A 14,306-nucleotide genomic window follows, 5' to 3' on the forward strand; every position below is an offset into this window, starting at 1 on the left:
AGTTGGATTTTTTGGTCCAACTTTAGTGGGTCAGTGCACAAACGGCCGCTGCTTTTTTATTGGGAGGAATTCCATGTCCAAGCCTTATGACGTAAAACTGTGGGGAGTCGCGAAGGAGATTATAACTTTGAGAAACAAGGAGACAGAAATAACTGAGGAAACGAAACAAGTGGAAGAACAGGAAGAACCGACGCTGGCAGACGAGAAAAAAAGATGAGGTGAAAAATCGCATATCAGTAAACATATTGAAACGGTGCTTTGAAAAGATCGTTATCTACACCGGCTGCCGATTTTGTGGCTTTGACAAAAGAGCTTGAGTGGTCTTGTTTTTTCGCATACAGGAAAAAGTCTTGCAGATGGATATGTACGGATTACATGAAAGAGAGGTGCATCATGACTAAAGAAAATAAAATCGTCGAAAAAGCACCTTTCCAGGAGAGGTGGGAGGCCTTTAAAAAGGCATATTATGCATGGGCGAAGTATAATCCATATAAAGAGTATCCATATCCAAGATATGAAGACTTTCGCCAAGAGGAGTTTGATGTACAAAAGTTGCCGGAGCATTTTATCGAAAAGGTGCATTATTATGACGAAGTTTATAGAATAGCGACGATAAGGCATAGAGAAGCGCTACGGCGAAGAAAAATTAACATAAAAGCAAAAAAGATCAGGTTACGATATGAATTGAAACAAGCATTTTGCAATTTGTTTTGATACGAAGAAAAGCATCCTAACAATTAATGATGTGATCCCCAATCGTTAGATTTTGGTCTAACTTTTGGGGGTCGGTACATTCCGTAAAGATAAAACGAAAAAAGGAGCCCAAAATCCAAAATTGCAAGGAAGGGCTCCTTTTTCAATGTCCATAACTCGAAAAAAGGAGCCTAAAACACAACATAGCAAAAAAAGGCTCCCGCTTTTCGCAAAGAAAAGACGAAAAAAGGAGCCTAAAATGCGAAATTGCAAGAAAGGGCACTTATTTTCAACGACAAGGACTCTGAGGAGGGAGCCTAAAATTCGAAATAGTGGAAAAAGACTCCTTTTGGGGATGCCAAGTGTTATGCAAAGGAGCCTAAAAAGTAAAAAAGCGAATAAAGGCTCCTTTTTCTCAACGAAATGACCGGAAAGGAGAAGCCCAAATTGCAATATCGAAAATAAAGGCTCCTTCCTGCGCTCCTCTTTCATCTTGTGCACCCCACGCCCCCAACTCCGCCCCTCACCCGGCTATGATAAAATAACGCCAGACGGTGCATGGTTTGCCCATCCCAACCACCAAAAGGCCACCAAGACGCCAACCACAGATGATACAGAACGCGATGGCGGGCAAAACGCCATCCATTGCTTACAAACAAACATAACAGCATGATACGGAAACAGTAAGGTACGGAAGTAAACGAAAGGAGGCCACCGTGCGGATGTGTACGATGCGGCTCTATACGAGAAGAGAAGGGGAAGAGGTCGCGGTTTCGAAAGAGACGACGTTTGCGGAGTGCGCCCAAAAAATGGAAGAGCAAGCGCAGGGGCGCATTGTGTTGGCGCGGGTGAAGAATCACTTGTTTGAACTGGCGCAGCCGATTCCGGAGGAAGCGGAAGAGGTCGTGCTGATGGACACGACGGATTCGGACGGCTATCGGGTGTATATGCGCACGCTTTCGTTTGTTTTTCTGGAAGCGATTGAACGCCTTTTTCCGGATACGCATACGGTGATTGAACATTCGATTTCCGGCGGCCTGTATTGTGTGCTGCATCGCAAGGGACACGTCTTTATGCTGGATACGAGACAGCGCGACGAGCTGAAAGCGGAAATGCGCAAGATCATAGAGGCCGACATGCCGATTGTGCGCGAAAACATGACTTACGAAGAGGCGAAGCAGCTGTTTCGCACGCTGGGGCGTGCGGATAAAGTGGAGCTCTATGCGCAACAGACGGGAAACCATGTGGCGGTGTATCGCATGGGCAATGCGGTGGATTCTTTCTTTGGCTACATGGCGCCTTCGAGCGGCTATGTCACCGTCTTTGACCTGGAGCTATTTGACCATGGGCTTGTGCTGCTCGGCGTGGATCGGCAAGACAAGACACGGGTCAACAATTTTGTTCCAACGTATTTGCTCTCCGATACCTATAACGAAGCGGAGGACTGGGCGGATCGCCAGGGCATCTACACGGTGGCACAGCTCAATCGCAGCATTCAAAACGGAACCATTGGCGACGTCTGTCGTATGAATGAGGCGCTGCAGGATCATAAAATCATGCACATTGCGGAAAACATTGTGCTGAAAAACAAGCGCATTGTGCTCATCGCTGCACCGTCATCGTCCGGGAAAACCAGCTTTGCCTATAAGCTCATGACGTCGCTGCGTGTGCTGGGAAAACGGCCGGTGGCGATTTCGCTGGACGATTATTTTGTGGATCGCGAAAATACGCCGCTGGATGAACAGGGCGAGCCGGACTTTGAAGCGCTTGAAGCCATTGATTTACGAACTTTTAACGCGGATATGCGTGCTCTACTCACCGGCGAAGAAATTGAACGCATCCGCTTTGACTTTGTGGCCGGCAAGCGCGTGCATACCGAGGAGCGGATTCGCCTCGGGGCAGAGGAGCCGATTCTGCTGGAAGGCATCCATGCGCTCAACCCCAAGCTAAGTTCGGACGTGGACAATCGGTATAAATATCGCATTGCGCTCAGCGTCATTACGCAGATTAATCTGGATGCCCACAACCGCATTCCCACGACCGATCTGCGTCTCATGCGACGCATGGCGCGTGACTTGCAATTTCGCGGGCGGGACGTGCGCCAAACCATTCGCACATGGCCGGATGTGCGTCGCGGCGAGAATCGCAACATCTTCCCATATTCCGAGTTGGCCGATGTGATGTTTAGTTCTTCCTTTGTCTACGAAATCGCAGCGCTCAAGCCGATTTTGGAACCCCATCTTCGGGAAATTGGTGAGGACGAACCGGAACGCATTGAAGCGGTACGCATCCTCTCGTTATTGCAGTATTTTCTTGCGTTAACAGATACCTCCGATGTGGTGAACACATCGATTTTGCGCGAATTTATCGGGGGCAGCAAGTTGGTGCATTGATTCCTGAAAATGGGAGAAATCGCCAAAAGAAAATCCAAAGTACGACAGGAAAAAAGAGCATTATGGCACAGCGACGAGAGGTTGTGATCGCTACGTGACCCGTCACGAGAAAGGAAAGCTATGCAACAAAAAAAGAGCATGAAACAGCAACCACAAAAAAGTGCGCCCACCCCGCGTATCTTGACGATGCAGGATATCTCCTGCGTGGGGCAGTGTTCGCTGACCGTGGCATTGCCCATTCTTTCCGCCTGCGGGATGGAAACGTGCGTGCTGCCTTCCGCCGTCCTTTCCACACATACGGGTTTTTCCACCTTTACGTTTCGAGACCTGACCGAGGACATCCCTTCGATAATGGAAAACTGGAAACAGCAGGGGCTGCTGTTTGATGCTCTCTATACGGGCTATTTGGGCAATGTCCAACAAATCGAGCTGGTGAAGGAGCTCGCGCAGAACGTGCTTGTACCGGGCGCTAAAACGTATATCGATCCGGCCATGGCCGATCACGGAAAACTCTACGTCGGTTTTGATTCGGCTTTTGTGGACGCTATGAAAACCCTGTTGCCCATCGCGGATGTGCTTCTGCCCAATATCACCGAGGCATGTTTATTGACCGATACCCCGTATCGAGAAGAGGGGGACGCGGCATGGATGCATACATTGGCGGAAAAGCTGCTGGCGTTCGGCACGAAAAATGTGGTGTTAACTGGCGTCAGCACAAAGCCGGATACTACCGGTGTGCTCGTGATGGGCGAAGCCGGAGAAGAATGGTACACACATGCTCTTCTTACACCCGGCTCGCATGGCACGGGGGATATATTTGCATCCGTATTCGTTGGTGCGCATGTGCGCGGGAAATCGCTGGGCGAAGCGGCAAGGCTCGCCGCTGATTTCACTTGCCTCGCCCTGGAAGAAACGCATAAGGATCCCGACCACTGGTACGGTGCGCGCTTTGAACCCGTTCTGGGGCGTTTGGTAAAAATGCTGGAAGCGTAGAGAACTCTACGCCTGCGACTCCAGGACCTCGCGCCACTCCCCTAAACGGCTCTCCTCTTCCGGAGAAAGGCGGGGATACTGCGGATCCATCTGTTCCAAGGTTTCCCGTACGATTTGGGATACGAGAAGACGGGAGAACCACTTGTGATCCGCGGGGATGACATACCAGGGGCACGCTTTGGTCGAGGTTTTTTGCAATGCTTTTTCATAGAGCTTCTGGTATTCGTCCCAATGCTCTCGCTCGGCAATATCACCGGCGGAAAATTTCCAGTTTTTATCTTTTTCTTCAATGCGCGCGAGGAGACGCTGGCGCTGTTCTTCCTCTGAGATATGCAGGAAGAATTTTACGATGTGGTAGCCCTGCTCGTATAAATAGCGTTCCCAATCGCCGATTTGCCGATAGCGTTCTTTCCAGATCGGCTTTTCCAATACAAAATCGGGAAGCTGCTGGTTTTCGACCAGATTATGCAGCTGCGTGACCACCACTTCTTCGTAGTGCGAACGGTTAAAAATCCCGATCTCGCCACGTCGAGGAAGCGCGCGGTTGATGCGCCAAAGATAATCGCGATCCAACTCTTCGCTGGAGGGCTGCTTAAACGACACCACGTGGGTTCCTTGGGGATTCAAGCCGCGCATAACGTGCTTGATGCATCCGTCTTTTCCGGCGGCATCCATGGCTTGAAAGACCAGAATGAGCGCTTGTTTGTTCTCGGCATAGAGTTTTTGTTGTAAGATGAACATTTCTTCCTGATTGGCATGCAAGGCAGCTTGCCCTTCTTTTTTCTTCCATCCCTGTCGATCACCGGGATCGTGTTTGGCTAGAGAAAAAGTGTCTCCATCGACTAAATAGCGCTTCGTGTCCAACGTTTTCTGTTCACTCATCCTAATTTCCTTTCTTTTACTTCAGAATTCCTTTTCTTGTTATCAGCGCTCCTCTTCGCGTATGCGGATGGCATGCGAATGTTCTACGGCATGGCGGCGCACCAGCATGCCGATCAGGAGGGTAAAGAGAAAAGCCAGTGTATAAGATGCGCGGTAGCTTTCCGGATTTCCGAGCAGCGCGTCCAGTTGCAGTCCACCCTGCGCGTGCAAAATATAGGAGGTGGCAATGAAGCAGGTGGCCAACATAGGCAAAAAGGCCACCCAATAATTTTTATAGTGCGCATGGAGATATACACTCGCCATGGCGAGGCCAAACGTGGCCACCACCTGACTGAGAAAGCCGTAATAGCGCCATAAGCGAGAAAAACCGTAGATGTTAGTTTTGGCCAGAACGAGAAGAAAAAGAGCGGGCAGGAAAACGCAAACGGTCGTGACAAATCGCTTCCATGGGAGCCGCTGATTCACGTGAAACAATTCACCAAAGATCAGACGAATGGCACGAAATACGGTATCGCCCGTTGTGATGGGCAAAACGAAAAGGCAGAGGAGGGCGAAAAAATCGCCCCAGCCACCTAAAAATTCGCGGGAGACGGCACCGACAAGCGCGACCGGCTCCAGCGTGTTTACGAGATTCGGATGACGAGCCAAGAGGATCATGGCACCTCCCGCCCAACACATAGAAAGAAAGCCTTCGGCCAACATGGTGTAAAAAAAGACGGCGCGGCCATCCGATTCTTTACAAACCGTGCGAGCGACCAGTGTGCTTTGGCTCGCATGCAGACCCGAAAGAATGGCGTGCGCAAGCGTAATAAAAAAGACCGGAAGCACGCGCCCCTGTCCGAGAGAGGGAATCGCCGTCACTTTGGTGATTTCCGGAAGAGAACCGAGACCGTCCCGCAGAATGCCGAGGAAAAGCGCCAGGGTTGTCACAAAGAGAACCATGCTGAAGAGCGGATAGATGCGCCCGATGGTGCGATCAATGGGAAAGAGCGTTGTCACGATGAAGTAAACGAGGAGCCCTACATAAAGCAAGAGATAAAGTCCGGCTTCGCGTGATAGGGATGTGGGGAAGGATTGGCCGATGTAATCGCCGGTCGTGTAGAGCAGCACCACACCGGTTGAAAACAGAAGCGCCATCAGTAAAAAGAGAAAAATGCGGGAAACGCCGAGGCCGAGATATTTTTCCACCAGGCCGGGCATTTGCATCCCGCGATTGCGCATGGCAATCATACCGGTGAGATAGTTGTGTACGGCGCCACCGAAGATATTGGCCAGCGGAATGAGCAAAAAGGCAATGGGCCCGAACAGTACGGCTTGAATGGAACCCAAAATGACCCCGGTACCCGTGATGCTTAACAGTTCGATCAGTGCATTTTTCCACGTCGGCATACCGGTAAAATCAATGCCGTCCGCACGGGCAATCGCCGGCGTGAGTCGATCATCCGGAGAAAACAGGCGTTCGATAAAAAGTGCATATACGGCACCACCGAGGACAAGAATCAATAAGCCGCAAAGGAAGGTGATCATGGGCAATCTCCTTCCTCATGATCACGCTGTTCGAGAAGATCATGGTGTTGTGTATCACGGGACAGTTGAAGAATACCCTGTAGAAATGTGCCATAGCTTTCGCGTAACGAGACATCTTTTATCCATTGACGGTGGGATGCCAACATTTCCGCTTCCCGTTTTTCGTCGCGGACGGGTTTGCCCGTCGCCTTTTTCCACGCGCCGATGGTCCGTGAGAGCCGCATACGTTCTTCAAAAAGACGGGCCATTTGCCGATCGATCGCATCGATTTGACGACGCAGTGATTCCAGCGTATCCGAGGAAGATGACGCCAGCGCAGCGTTCGATTTCTGTTCGCTCGACTTTGTGCTCTTTTTGCTCGTCGCCATGTCGTCTCCTTTTTTCTTTCCGGGTTTTCGCTTATTATAGCATTGTTAACACAGAAAAAACGGGCGCGAACGCGATAGGCGGAAAGGGGAAAATCGATTATGCAAAACACTTCGTTACGAAGAAAATTTTGGATTGGATGTTCCCTCGCTCTAATGCTCTTATTTCATTTTCTTCCTCCGTTTTCGGGCATGTCCGAAAGCGCGATGACAGTGTTGGGGCTTTTTATCGGCGTTCTGCTGCTCTGGCTCTTTGTGGCCATCGACTGGCCATCTCTGGTTCTCCTTGCCGGCCTCATGACCGTGCCGGAATGGAAGACGGCGGATGTTTTTGCCGCCTCGTTCGGCAGTCCGACCGTTCTCTGTTTGCTCTTTACCTTTGTCTTGACGCACGCGCTGGCGGAAACCGGCGTTCTTCGTCGCATTGCCGTGGCGTTTATTACCTGTCGGCCGGCAAGGCGAGGGCCGTGGCATTTTGTAGCGCTCTACTTTGCAGGCATTCTCTTTCTCGGCTCTTTCATCTCTCCGACCGTGCTTTTCTTCTTATACCTGCCTATGTTGGAAGAAATGTATGCCGTATTGGGCTTAAAAAAGGGCGATCCCGCGGCAGCCCTGCTCATGATGGGCACCGTGATCATGACGGGCATTTCTTCCGGCATGACGCCGATTGCCCATGTGTTTCCGCTCATTGCCATGAATGCCTATGAAGTGTATGCCGGCGTGCCCGTCAGCGTGGGACGCTACCTTCTGCTTGCCGTTCCCGTCGGATTGGTGACGGCAGCCGGTATGCTTCTGCTCTTTCGTCTTCTATTGCACCCGGATCCAAACGCCTTTCATCCGGATCGGGCGGAACGCTTGAAGGAACGCCTTTTCCAAGAGAAAAATGCGGAGGAGGTTTCTACGGTTGATTCTTTGGACGAGCGTGCTTTGACATCGCAGTATACCGATGGCCAAATGCATCGTGCGCGTAAAGTTGTCGGCGTCTTTCTCTTTGTGCTCTTTTTGTGGATTGCGCCCGATCTCCTTGTTCGCCTGATCCCGCTCCAAGGCGTGCAGCAACTTTTTTCTACGTTGCATCGTCTCGGTCCTGCCTTTCCGCCGCTGATCGGGTGCGTGATGCTCGCGCTTTTCTCCGACGACGGCAAGCCTTTACTATACTTGGACAAAGCATTCCGGGAGGGCATCGCCTGGCCGGCGATTCTTATGTGTGCCGGAACGGGCGCATTGGGTTGGGCCCTGACACAGCCCACCATCGGGTGGAGCGATTGGCTTGCAGCCCATTTGTCGTCTCTTGCTTCTTCCTTTTCTCCCGCATTGCTCTTTTTCTTTTTCGCTCTCTGGGCCTCTTTGCAGACCAATCTTTCTTCCAACATGGTGACCGCAACCGTCGTCAGCGCTGCTGCGATCGGTGCGTTGCCTCAACTGTTAGGCATCTCCGGGGAATTGCTGCTTTCTATGATCGGGATGCTCAGCGCCTACGCCTTCGCCACTCCTCCCGCCATGCCCTGTGTCGCTATTGCGGGATCCAGCGGATGGACCACGACGCGTCAGATGATGCGCTATGGATTTTTGGCAATGCTTATAGGTGTTGTGGTCGCAAGCGCATGGGCCTGCTGCTTGAATGCGCTCTTTCTCGGTTAGGAATGGGCGTAACCGTGTGTCGGACGGGCCTGTGGGCGTCTTCGAAAAAAAACAGAAAAAAAAGCAGAATAGGCTTGACAAATGATTTTCCCTCGCGTATAGTATCCACAACTTCATAACAAACCAGCGGAAGAGAAGAGTACTTTCGAAAGAAGCGTTACAGAGAAGCCCGGTAGCTGAGAAGGGCGCGTGGGAGTCGAGAGGAACATGGCCTCGGATGGGACAATTCGATCTTAGGGTTGTACGGGAACTCCCGTTATAGAGTTAGAGCATGCTTGTGCTTGAAGGTGCGCATCGTTGGATGCGAAGTAAGGTGGTACCGCGGAATTTTTTTCGTCCTTTGTCATTGACAAGGGGCGTTTTTTATTGCTCTACGGACAATACCATATGGCTAAAAAAAAGAAGAAAGAGAGGAGGAATGAATGATTCGCGTAGAACACGTCAGTAAAGAATTTAGCGCTGACAACGGCGTATTGCATGCCGTTCGCGATGTTTCCTTTGAAGTAGGCGAAGGCGAAATTTTCGGCATCATCGGATTGAGCGGCGCCGGAAAATCTACATTGGTTCGACTATTGAATCGTTTGGAAGAACCGACATCCGGACACATTGCCATCGACGATGTGGAGGTAACCAAGTTAAATGCGCAGGAGCTGTTGCAGGCGCGAAAAGAGATCGGAATGATTTTTCAGTCATTCAATCTTTTCCGACAGAAAAGCATACGCAAGAACATCGCCTATCCCATGCAGATTGCAGGATGGAGCAAAGAGAAGACGAAGGCCAGAACGGACGAGCTGCTGCAGTTTATCGGCCTTGCCGATCGCGCAAACGCCTATCCGTCGGAGCTCTCCGGAGGGCAGCAACAGCGCGTGGCGATTGCCCGAGCGATGGCGCTGCAACCCAAGATCCTGCTTTCCGATGAAGGAACGTCCGCACTGGATCCGAAAAATACGGCATCCATTCTGGAGCTTTTGCGTGACTTGGCGCAGACCTACAAAACGACCATCGTCATGATTACGCATCAAATGGAAGTGGCAAAGGAAATTTGTGATCGTATCGCAGTTATGGCGGATGGAGAAATCGTCGAGATGGGCACCACACGGGATCTCTTCTTTCAACCGAAGCATTCGGTGACCAAGTCCTTCATTTCCAAATTGCAAGATGCCGACGAATTCGGCTTTTTGCGCAATCGAGAGTTTGCAGGGGACGTGGTGAAGCTCACATACCGGAAGGAAACCATTCAGCATTCGCTGATTGCCGATGTGTTGAAACAGTTTCCGGTCGGCATCTCTATTCTGTCGGCGAACATTGATACGTTCCGTCAGGGCGAGATCGGCTATACGATCATTGAATTGACGGGACAGGAGGCGGATCGAATGTGCGCCTTAGATGCCTTTCGAAAACAAGTGGATGTGGAGGTGATGAAATGATAACGGAAATTCTCACGCAGGCCACATTGGAGACGTTTTACATGGTCTTTTTCGGAGCCGCCTTTGCCTTTATCATAGGCACACCGATAGGCATTCTGCTCTATCTGACGCAAGAGGGCGGGCTGTCGGAAAAGCCGGTACTCTACCGTGTGGTGGATGTCATTGTCAACATCGCTCGCTCCATCCCATACGTTATTTTGATGATCCTGCTCATTCCTGTGACGCGCGCGATCATCGGCACGACCATCGGCTCGACAGCTACGATCTTTTCGCTGGCCGCCTCTGCGGCGCCGTTCTTCGCGCGGCTGGTGGAAACGGCATTAAACGGCGTGGAAGGCGGAATTGTGGAAGCGGCAAAGGCGATGGGTTCCACCAATCGACAGATTATCTTTCAGGTACTGCTTCCGGAGGCGCTTCCGAGCCTCATTCAAGCCATGACCACAACCATCATTAACCTTATCGGCTATACGGCTATGGCGGGTGCGCTCGGTGGCGGTGGCTTGGGTGCGGTAGCGCAACGCTACGGCTACTATCGACGTCAGGAAGATTTGCTTTGGGCTTCTGTCATTGTCATCGTGCTGCTCGTACAGATCATCCAACTCGCGGGCAACAAGCTTGCCCGGTCTATTGATAAACGGTAATTGTAGGAAAACAAAACGGAACGAAACAAAAGAGTGTCCGAGCGGCCTGGCCGCCGTTCGGCTGCTGAACAAAAAGGAGAACATCATGAAAAAATCACTTTTAGCACTGCTTTTTGCACTGGCCCTTATCTTTACGGCCTGCGGAAATTCCGCTCCGAAGAAGGACGACTCGAAAGAGGCGCAAAGCGCTGCACCGGAATCCTCCGTATCACAGGAAGCCTCGAGCGGCGCAGAACAACAGACCATTAAAATCGGCGTCAGCCCGGTTCCGCACGCAGAAATCGTGGAAGCGGTGAAAGACAATCTTGCCAAGCGCGGTATTAACCTGGAAATTGTCACGTTTGATGACTATGTGATTCCCAACCAGGCTCTTGCCAGTGGCGAAATCGACGCCAACTTCTTCCAACATCTGCCGTATCTGGATGCCTTCAAGAAAGAAAACAACCTGAAATTGGTCAGCATCGGCGCCGTCCATCTGGAACCGCTGGCTGCCTATTCCACCAAATACAAATCGTTGGAAGAGCTGCCGGAAGGCGCCAAGGTTCTTATTCCGAATGATGTTTCTAACGGTGCGCGTGCGCTGCTGCTGCTGGCGAAACACAATCTCATCAAATTGGATGACCCGACCAACATTAACGTGACCGAAGCCAATATCACGGAAAATCCCAAGAAATTGACCTTTGTTCCGATGGAAGCGGCTGCCTTGGCGCGCACCTATCAGGATGCTGATCTCGCGCTGATCAATTCCAATTTTGCGCTGGCAGAAAACCTCAATCCGATCAAAGACAATTTGGTCATCGAAGATAAAGACAGCCCCTATGCCAATATCGTTGCGGTGCGCGAAGGGGAAGAGAACGAAGAAAAATTCAAAATTCTGATGGAAGAACTGCAGTCCGAAACGGTGAAAAAATTCATCAACGACAAGTACCAGGGTGCTATCGTTCCGGCATTCTAAAGCAGTCGTTTCTATATGAATATCCAAAAAGCGGTCGCATGGGCGGCCGCTTTTTTTGTTTTTCGAGGGGCGAATTTTCCACGAGAAACTTTACAGAAAATTAAAAAGAGAAGGCGAAATTCTTAACAAGGAAAGACGACGATAACGATAGAATTTTCTAAACAAGGATAGACAGAAAATCCAAGGGCTTAGCAATGACGTTCCACGCGGAAGAAAGGGTGACGATCATGAAAAAAAAGCTTGTTTCCATCATAAGCATCTCGCTTGCTCTCTTGCTCCTGGCAAGTGGCTGCACAAATAAGAAGGAATCCCGCAGCGACGACGCGCAGAAGGCAGTTACGACAGAAAAAAAGGAGGACACTGCAAAATCTTCCTCTGACAAAGGCGAGCAGGAAACGGACTCTGCTCAACAAGGAAAATCGGAAGAGGATTACCAGCGAAAAGAAGGGGTCAATGGGCCCTTACCTGCGGTGAACTATACCTATGATGCCATTGTCGATGCGGCCGGTGGGATTTGCAGGTTTCCCAGCGTCTATGAAGAACACTACCAGGAAAATGTTAAAACCTGGAATCAGCAGGTGAAAGAAGAAGTCAAAAAGATTGCGCCGAAGCTGACCGAAGATGCAAGCGATAAAGAAATACAGCATCTTTTTCAACAGTTCCTCTATATTGCCGGCAATGATTATCCGGTTTTTGAACCGATTGAACGCTATTCCTACGTGGTGTTCAAGAAAGATGGGGAAGACCCTTTCACCCATAAAAAAATCAATGAAAATGTCAATGTCAATCTCGAAATCGCTCTGGATTGTTCCGGTTCCATGGCCAATACCATTGATGGAAAAACCATGATGGAGATTGCTAAGCAGTCCATTGGCGACGTGCTTTCCAAAATGCCGGAAAAGGCAAAAGTGGGGCTTCGCGTTTTCGGCCACAAGGGGAATAATGAGGAAAGCGGAAAACAGGAATCCTGTGCGGCGTGTGAGCTTCTTCATCCGATGGAAACGTTGGACAAGAAAAAATTGGAGACGTCGCTGAAACCGATCAACCCGACCGGATGGACCTGCATTGCCAAATCCATTGAAGAAGGGGTGAACGATCTATCTTCCTTTAAGGGAGAAAAAGATCTCAATATTCTTTTTATTGTCACGGATGGCATCGAAACGTGTGGCGGCGATCCGGTCGCCATGGCCAAGAAGTTGAAAGGAGATCACACCAATATCGTTCTCGGTATCATCGGCTTTAACGTCGATGCAAACCAAAATCTCGTACTAAAACAGATTGCGGATGCTGCCGGAGGATACTATGCCTCGGCAAATGACGCGGCAAGTCTGACCGGAGAATTGCAAACCATCCATGAGCTGGCCTATTCTACCTATAAATGGCAGGAGCTGGACACAGCGCTGTTGAATACGCTCAAGGGTTTTCATACGGGGTGCTTATCCCATAACAAAATTCACTTACAAAATGGACCCATTGCGGAGAAAAATTCTCTGACCACGCTACTTTCCTATGCCGGTGCGCCGGATGTGGGCCTTTTTCCCTCCGGAAGTCAGGTGGAAAAGAAACTGCGGACGCTGATTGAGGAGCGCTATCAAAAAATTACCGCTCTCTTTGAAGAAGAAGCTGCCAAGAGAGAGAAGGAATCCCAAGACTATTTTGCAGCCATTACCCCTCGCCTCGGAGAGACCGTTGCGGTGATTCCGATGACGAGTCGCGTCAATCCGAGCAGTGACTATTGGAAAGACTATTCCAACAAAGGGGGGAACAACCAATCGCAGCAAGAAGATACCAATCGTCTGGAAGAAAGCGTCCATCCGGACAGCAAGTAGAACGCTCTTTACATTCCATATCCTTCTCGTTATGCTGAAAGTGATCACGAATGTGTGAACGCACACAGAGAGGAGATTATGATGAAGGTTGTAGATACGAAAAAAGCGCCGGGAGCCATCGGCCCCTATGCGCAGGCACAAATTACCGGAAATCTGGTATATACTTCGGGACAGCTGCCGGTCAATCCGGAAACCGGCGAGATGCCCAAGACGATTGAAGAGCAGACAAAACAGAGCTGTGAGAACGTAAAAGCGATTTTGGAAGCGGCGGGAACGGATATGACGCACGTTGTAAAAACCCTTTGCTTCCTTGCCGACATCAACGATTTCGCCGCCTTTAATGCGGTGTATGCGGACTATTTCACGAACACGCCGGCCAGAAGTTGCATCGCGGTGAAGGATATTCCAAAAGGGGCCCTTTGCGAGATTGAGGTCATCGCGGAAATCGAAGCGTAATGTACAAGACGGCATAATACCGCAAAGCGGTCGAACACCTACCGGTGGTCGGCCGCTTCTTCGTTTTCGTCTTTCAGCTGTTCATACGGAATATGATTGCGCTCCAACAGTTCGATCGCATAGTCGTCCATGCGATAGCATTCCCGATAGTAGATTTTTTGAATTCCCGCCTGGATTAAGGATTTCGTACAGTTGAGACAGGGGAAATGGGTGACATAGCAGGTGCAGCCGTTGACCGAAATGCCCGACTTGGCGCAATAGAGCAGCGCGTTCATTTCAGCATGAATGGTGGCAATGCAATGACCGTCGCGCATGGTGTGACCGATTTCGTCACAGTGCGGATTGCCTGCAACAGAGCCGTTGTACCCCGTGGAGACGATACGATGCTCCGCGTTTACCAGCACACAGCCCACGTAAGCTCGGTCACAGGTGCCGCGTTCCGCAACGGTTCGTGCCATTTCCATAAAGTATTGGTTCCAGCTTTTGCGTGCCATAGAATCCTCC

General features: G+C 50.5%; 13 protein-coding genes and 1 other annotated feature. Of the genes, 9 read left to right on the plus strand and 4 right to left on the minus strand.

Annotation, left to right across the window (positions count from 1 at the left end; genetic code table 11):
• Positions 1-393 precede the first annotated feature (393 nt).
• From FXY30_RS04145 to FXY30_RS04155, 3 genes are all read left to right on the plus strand, one after another.
• Positions 394-714 carry a hypothetical protein gene (locus FXY30_RS04145; protein ID WP_071705443.1) on the plus strand — a complete coding sequence of 107 codons (321 nt, stop codon included), beginning with the start codon at positions 394-396 and terminating at the stop codon, positions 712-714.
• A 701-nt stretch (positions 715-1,415) separates the two neighbouring features.
• Positions 1,416-3,086, plus strand: a complete 1,671-nt coding sequence (locus FXY30_RS04150; protein WP_071705445.1) for a nucleoside kinase — start codon at positions 1,416-1,418, stop codon at positions 3,084-3,086.
• Between the two features lie 120 nt (positions 3,087-3,206).
• Positions 3,207-4,079: a pyridoxamine kinase gene (locus FXY30_RS04155; protein WP_197675351.1), complete on the plus strand. Its 873-nt coding sequence runs from the start codon at positions 3,207-3,209 to the stop codon at positions 4,077-4,079.
• A 6-nt stretch (positions 4,080-4,085) separates the two neighbouring features.
• Here FXY30_RS04155 and FXY30_RS04160 read toward each other — a convergent pair whose 3' ends face one another.
• The 3 genes from FXY30_RS04160 to FXY30_RS04170 are packed head-to-tail and all read right to left on the minus strand — an operon-like array spanning position 4,086 to position 6,856.
• On the minus strand, positions 4,086-4,961 hold the full coding sequence (locus FXY30_RS04160; RefSeq protein ID WP_097677421.1) for a polyphosphate kinase 2 family protein: 876 nt from the start codon (positions 4,959-4,961) through the stop codon (positions 4,086-4,088).
• Between the two features lie 42 nt (positions 4,962-5,003).
• Positions 5,004-6,488: a carbon starvation CstA family protein gene (locus FXY30_RS04165; protein WP_071705446.1), complete on the minus strand. Its 1,485-nt coding sequence runs from the start codon at positions 6,486-6,488 to the stop codon at positions 5,004-5,006.
• A complete protein-coding gene (locus FXY30_RS04170) occupies positions 6,485-6,856 on the minus strand; it encodes a chorismate mutase (RefSeq protein ID WP_071705447.1) in 372 nt (123 codons plus the stop codon). The genes FXY30_RS04165 and FXY30_RS04170 overlap by 4 nt, the downstream gene beginning before the upstream one ends.
• A gap of 153 nt (positions 6,857-7,009) precedes the next feature.
• On the opposite strand from FXY30_RS04170, the gene FXY30_RS04175 reads away from it, so the two are divergent.
• The 6 genes from FXY30_RS04175 to FXY30_RS04200 all read left to right on the plus strand — a co-directional run bounded on the left by FXY30_RS04175 (position 7,010) and on the right by FXY30_RS04200 (position 13,802).
• Positions 7,010-8,494 (plus strand): SLC13 family permease, encoded by a 1,485-nt coding sequence (locus FXY30_RS04175; protein WP_197675352.1) that lies wholly within the window; start codon positions 7,010-7,012, stop codon positions 8,492-8,494.
• 118 nt (positions 8,495-8,612) lie between these two features.
• Positions 8,613-8,838, plus strand: a binding site (T-box leader).
• Between the two features lie 78 nt (positions 8,839-8,916).
• Complete coding sequence (locus FXY30_RS04180; protein ID WP_071705449.1) at positions 8,917-9,921, plus strand: methionine ABC transporter ATP-binding protein; 1,005 nt, start codon at positions 8,917-8,919, stop codon at positions 9,919-9,921.
• Complete coding sequence (locus tag FXY30_RS04185) at positions 9,918-10,562, plus strand: methionine ABC transporter permease (protein ID WP_071705450.1); 645 nt, start codon at positions 9,918-9,920, stop codon at positions 10,560-10,562. The genes FXY30_RS04180 and FXY30_RS04185 overlap by 4 nt, the downstream gene beginning before the upstream one ends.
• Before the next feature lie 85 nt (positions 10,563-10,647).
• Positions 10,648-11,517 carry a MetQ/NlpA family ABC transporter substrate-binding protein gene (locus FXY30_RS04190; RefSeq protein WP_071705451.1) on the plus strand — a complete coding sequence of 290 codons (870 nt, stop codon included), beginning with the start codon at positions 10,648-10,650 and terminating at the stop codon, positions 11,515-11,517.
• 227 nt (positions 11,518-11,744) lie between these two features.
• A complete protein-coding gene (locus tag FXY30_RS04195; RefSeq protein ID WP_071706103.1) occupies positions 11,745-13,346 on the plus strand; it encodes a vWA domain-containing protein in 1,602 nt (533 codons plus the stop codon).
• Between the two features lie 81 nt (positions 13,347-13,427).
• A complete protein-coding gene (locus FXY30_RS04200) occupies positions 13,428-13,802 on the plus strand; it encodes a RidA family protein (RefSeq protein ID WP_071705452.1) in 375 nt (124 codons plus the stop codon).
• A gap of 38 nt (positions 13,803-13,840) precedes the next feature.
• Here FXY30_RS04200 and FXY30_RS04205 read toward each other — a convergent pair whose 3' ends face one another.
• Positions 13,841-14,296: a deoxycytidylate deaminase gene (locus FXY30_RS04205; protein ID WP_071705453.1), complete on the minus strand. Its 456-nt coding sequence runs from the start codon at positions 14,294-14,296 to the stop codon at positions 13,841-13,843.
• Positions 14,297-14,306: the final 10 nt, after the last annotated feature.

This window comes from Murdochiella vaginalis (assembly GCF_902381775.1).
Taxonomy (GTDB): Bacteria; Bacillota; Clostridia; order Tissierellales; family Peptoniphilaceae; genus Murdochiella; species Murdochiella vaginalis.

Coding starts and splice junctions, on each gene's coding strand:
- FXY30_RS04145 (WP_071705443.1), top strand. CDS start 394: ATGACTAAAGAAAATAAAATCGTCGAAAAAGCACCTTTCCAGGAGAGG.
- FXY30_RS04150 (WP_071705445.1), top strand. CDS start 1,416: ATGTGTACGATGCGGCTCTATACGAGAAGAGAAGGGGAAGAGGTCGCG.
- FXY30_RS04155 (WP_197675351.1), top strand. CDS start 3,207: ATGCAACAAAAAAAGAGCATGAAACAGCAACCACAAAAAAGTGCGCCC.
- FXY30_RS04160 (WP_097677421.1), bottom strand. CDS start 4,961: ATGAGTGAACAGAAAACGTTGGACACGAAGCGCTATTTAGTCGATGGA.
- FXY30_RS04165 (WP_071705446.1), bottom strand. CDS start 6,488: ATGATCACCTTCCTTTGCGGCTTATTGATTCTTGTCCTCGGTGGTGCC.
- FXY30_RS04170 (WP_071705447.1), bottom strand. CDS start 6,856: ATGGCGACGAGCAAAAAGAGCACAAAGTCGAGCGAACAGAAATCGAAC.
- FXY30_RS04175 (WP_197675352.1), top strand. CDS start 7,010: ATGCTCTTATTTCATTTTCTTCCTCCGTTTTCGGGCATGTCCGAAAGC.
- FXY30_RS04180 (WP_071705449.1), top strand. CDS start 8,917: ATGATTCGCGTAGAACACGTCAGTAAAGAATTTAGCGCTGACAACGGC.
- FXY30_RS04185 (WP_071705450.1), top strand. CDS start 9,918: ATGATAACGGAAATTCTCACGCAGGCCACATTGGAGACGTTTTACATG.
- FXY30_RS04190 (WP_071705451.1), top strand. CDS start 10,648: ATGAAAAAATCACTTTTAGCACTGCTTTTTGCACTGGCCCTTATCTTT.
- FXY30_RS04195 (WP_071706103.1), top strand. CDS start 11,745: ATGAAAAAAAAGCTTGTTTCCATCATAAGCATCTCGCTTGCTCTCTTG.
- FXY30_RS04200 (WP_071705452.1), top strand. CDS start 13,428: ATGAAGGTTGTAGATACGAAAAAAGCGCCGGGAGCCATCGGCCCCTAT.
- FXY30_RS04205 (WP_071705453.1), bottom strand. CDS start 14,296: ATGGCACGCAAAAGCTGGAACCAATACTTTATGGAAATGGCACGAACC.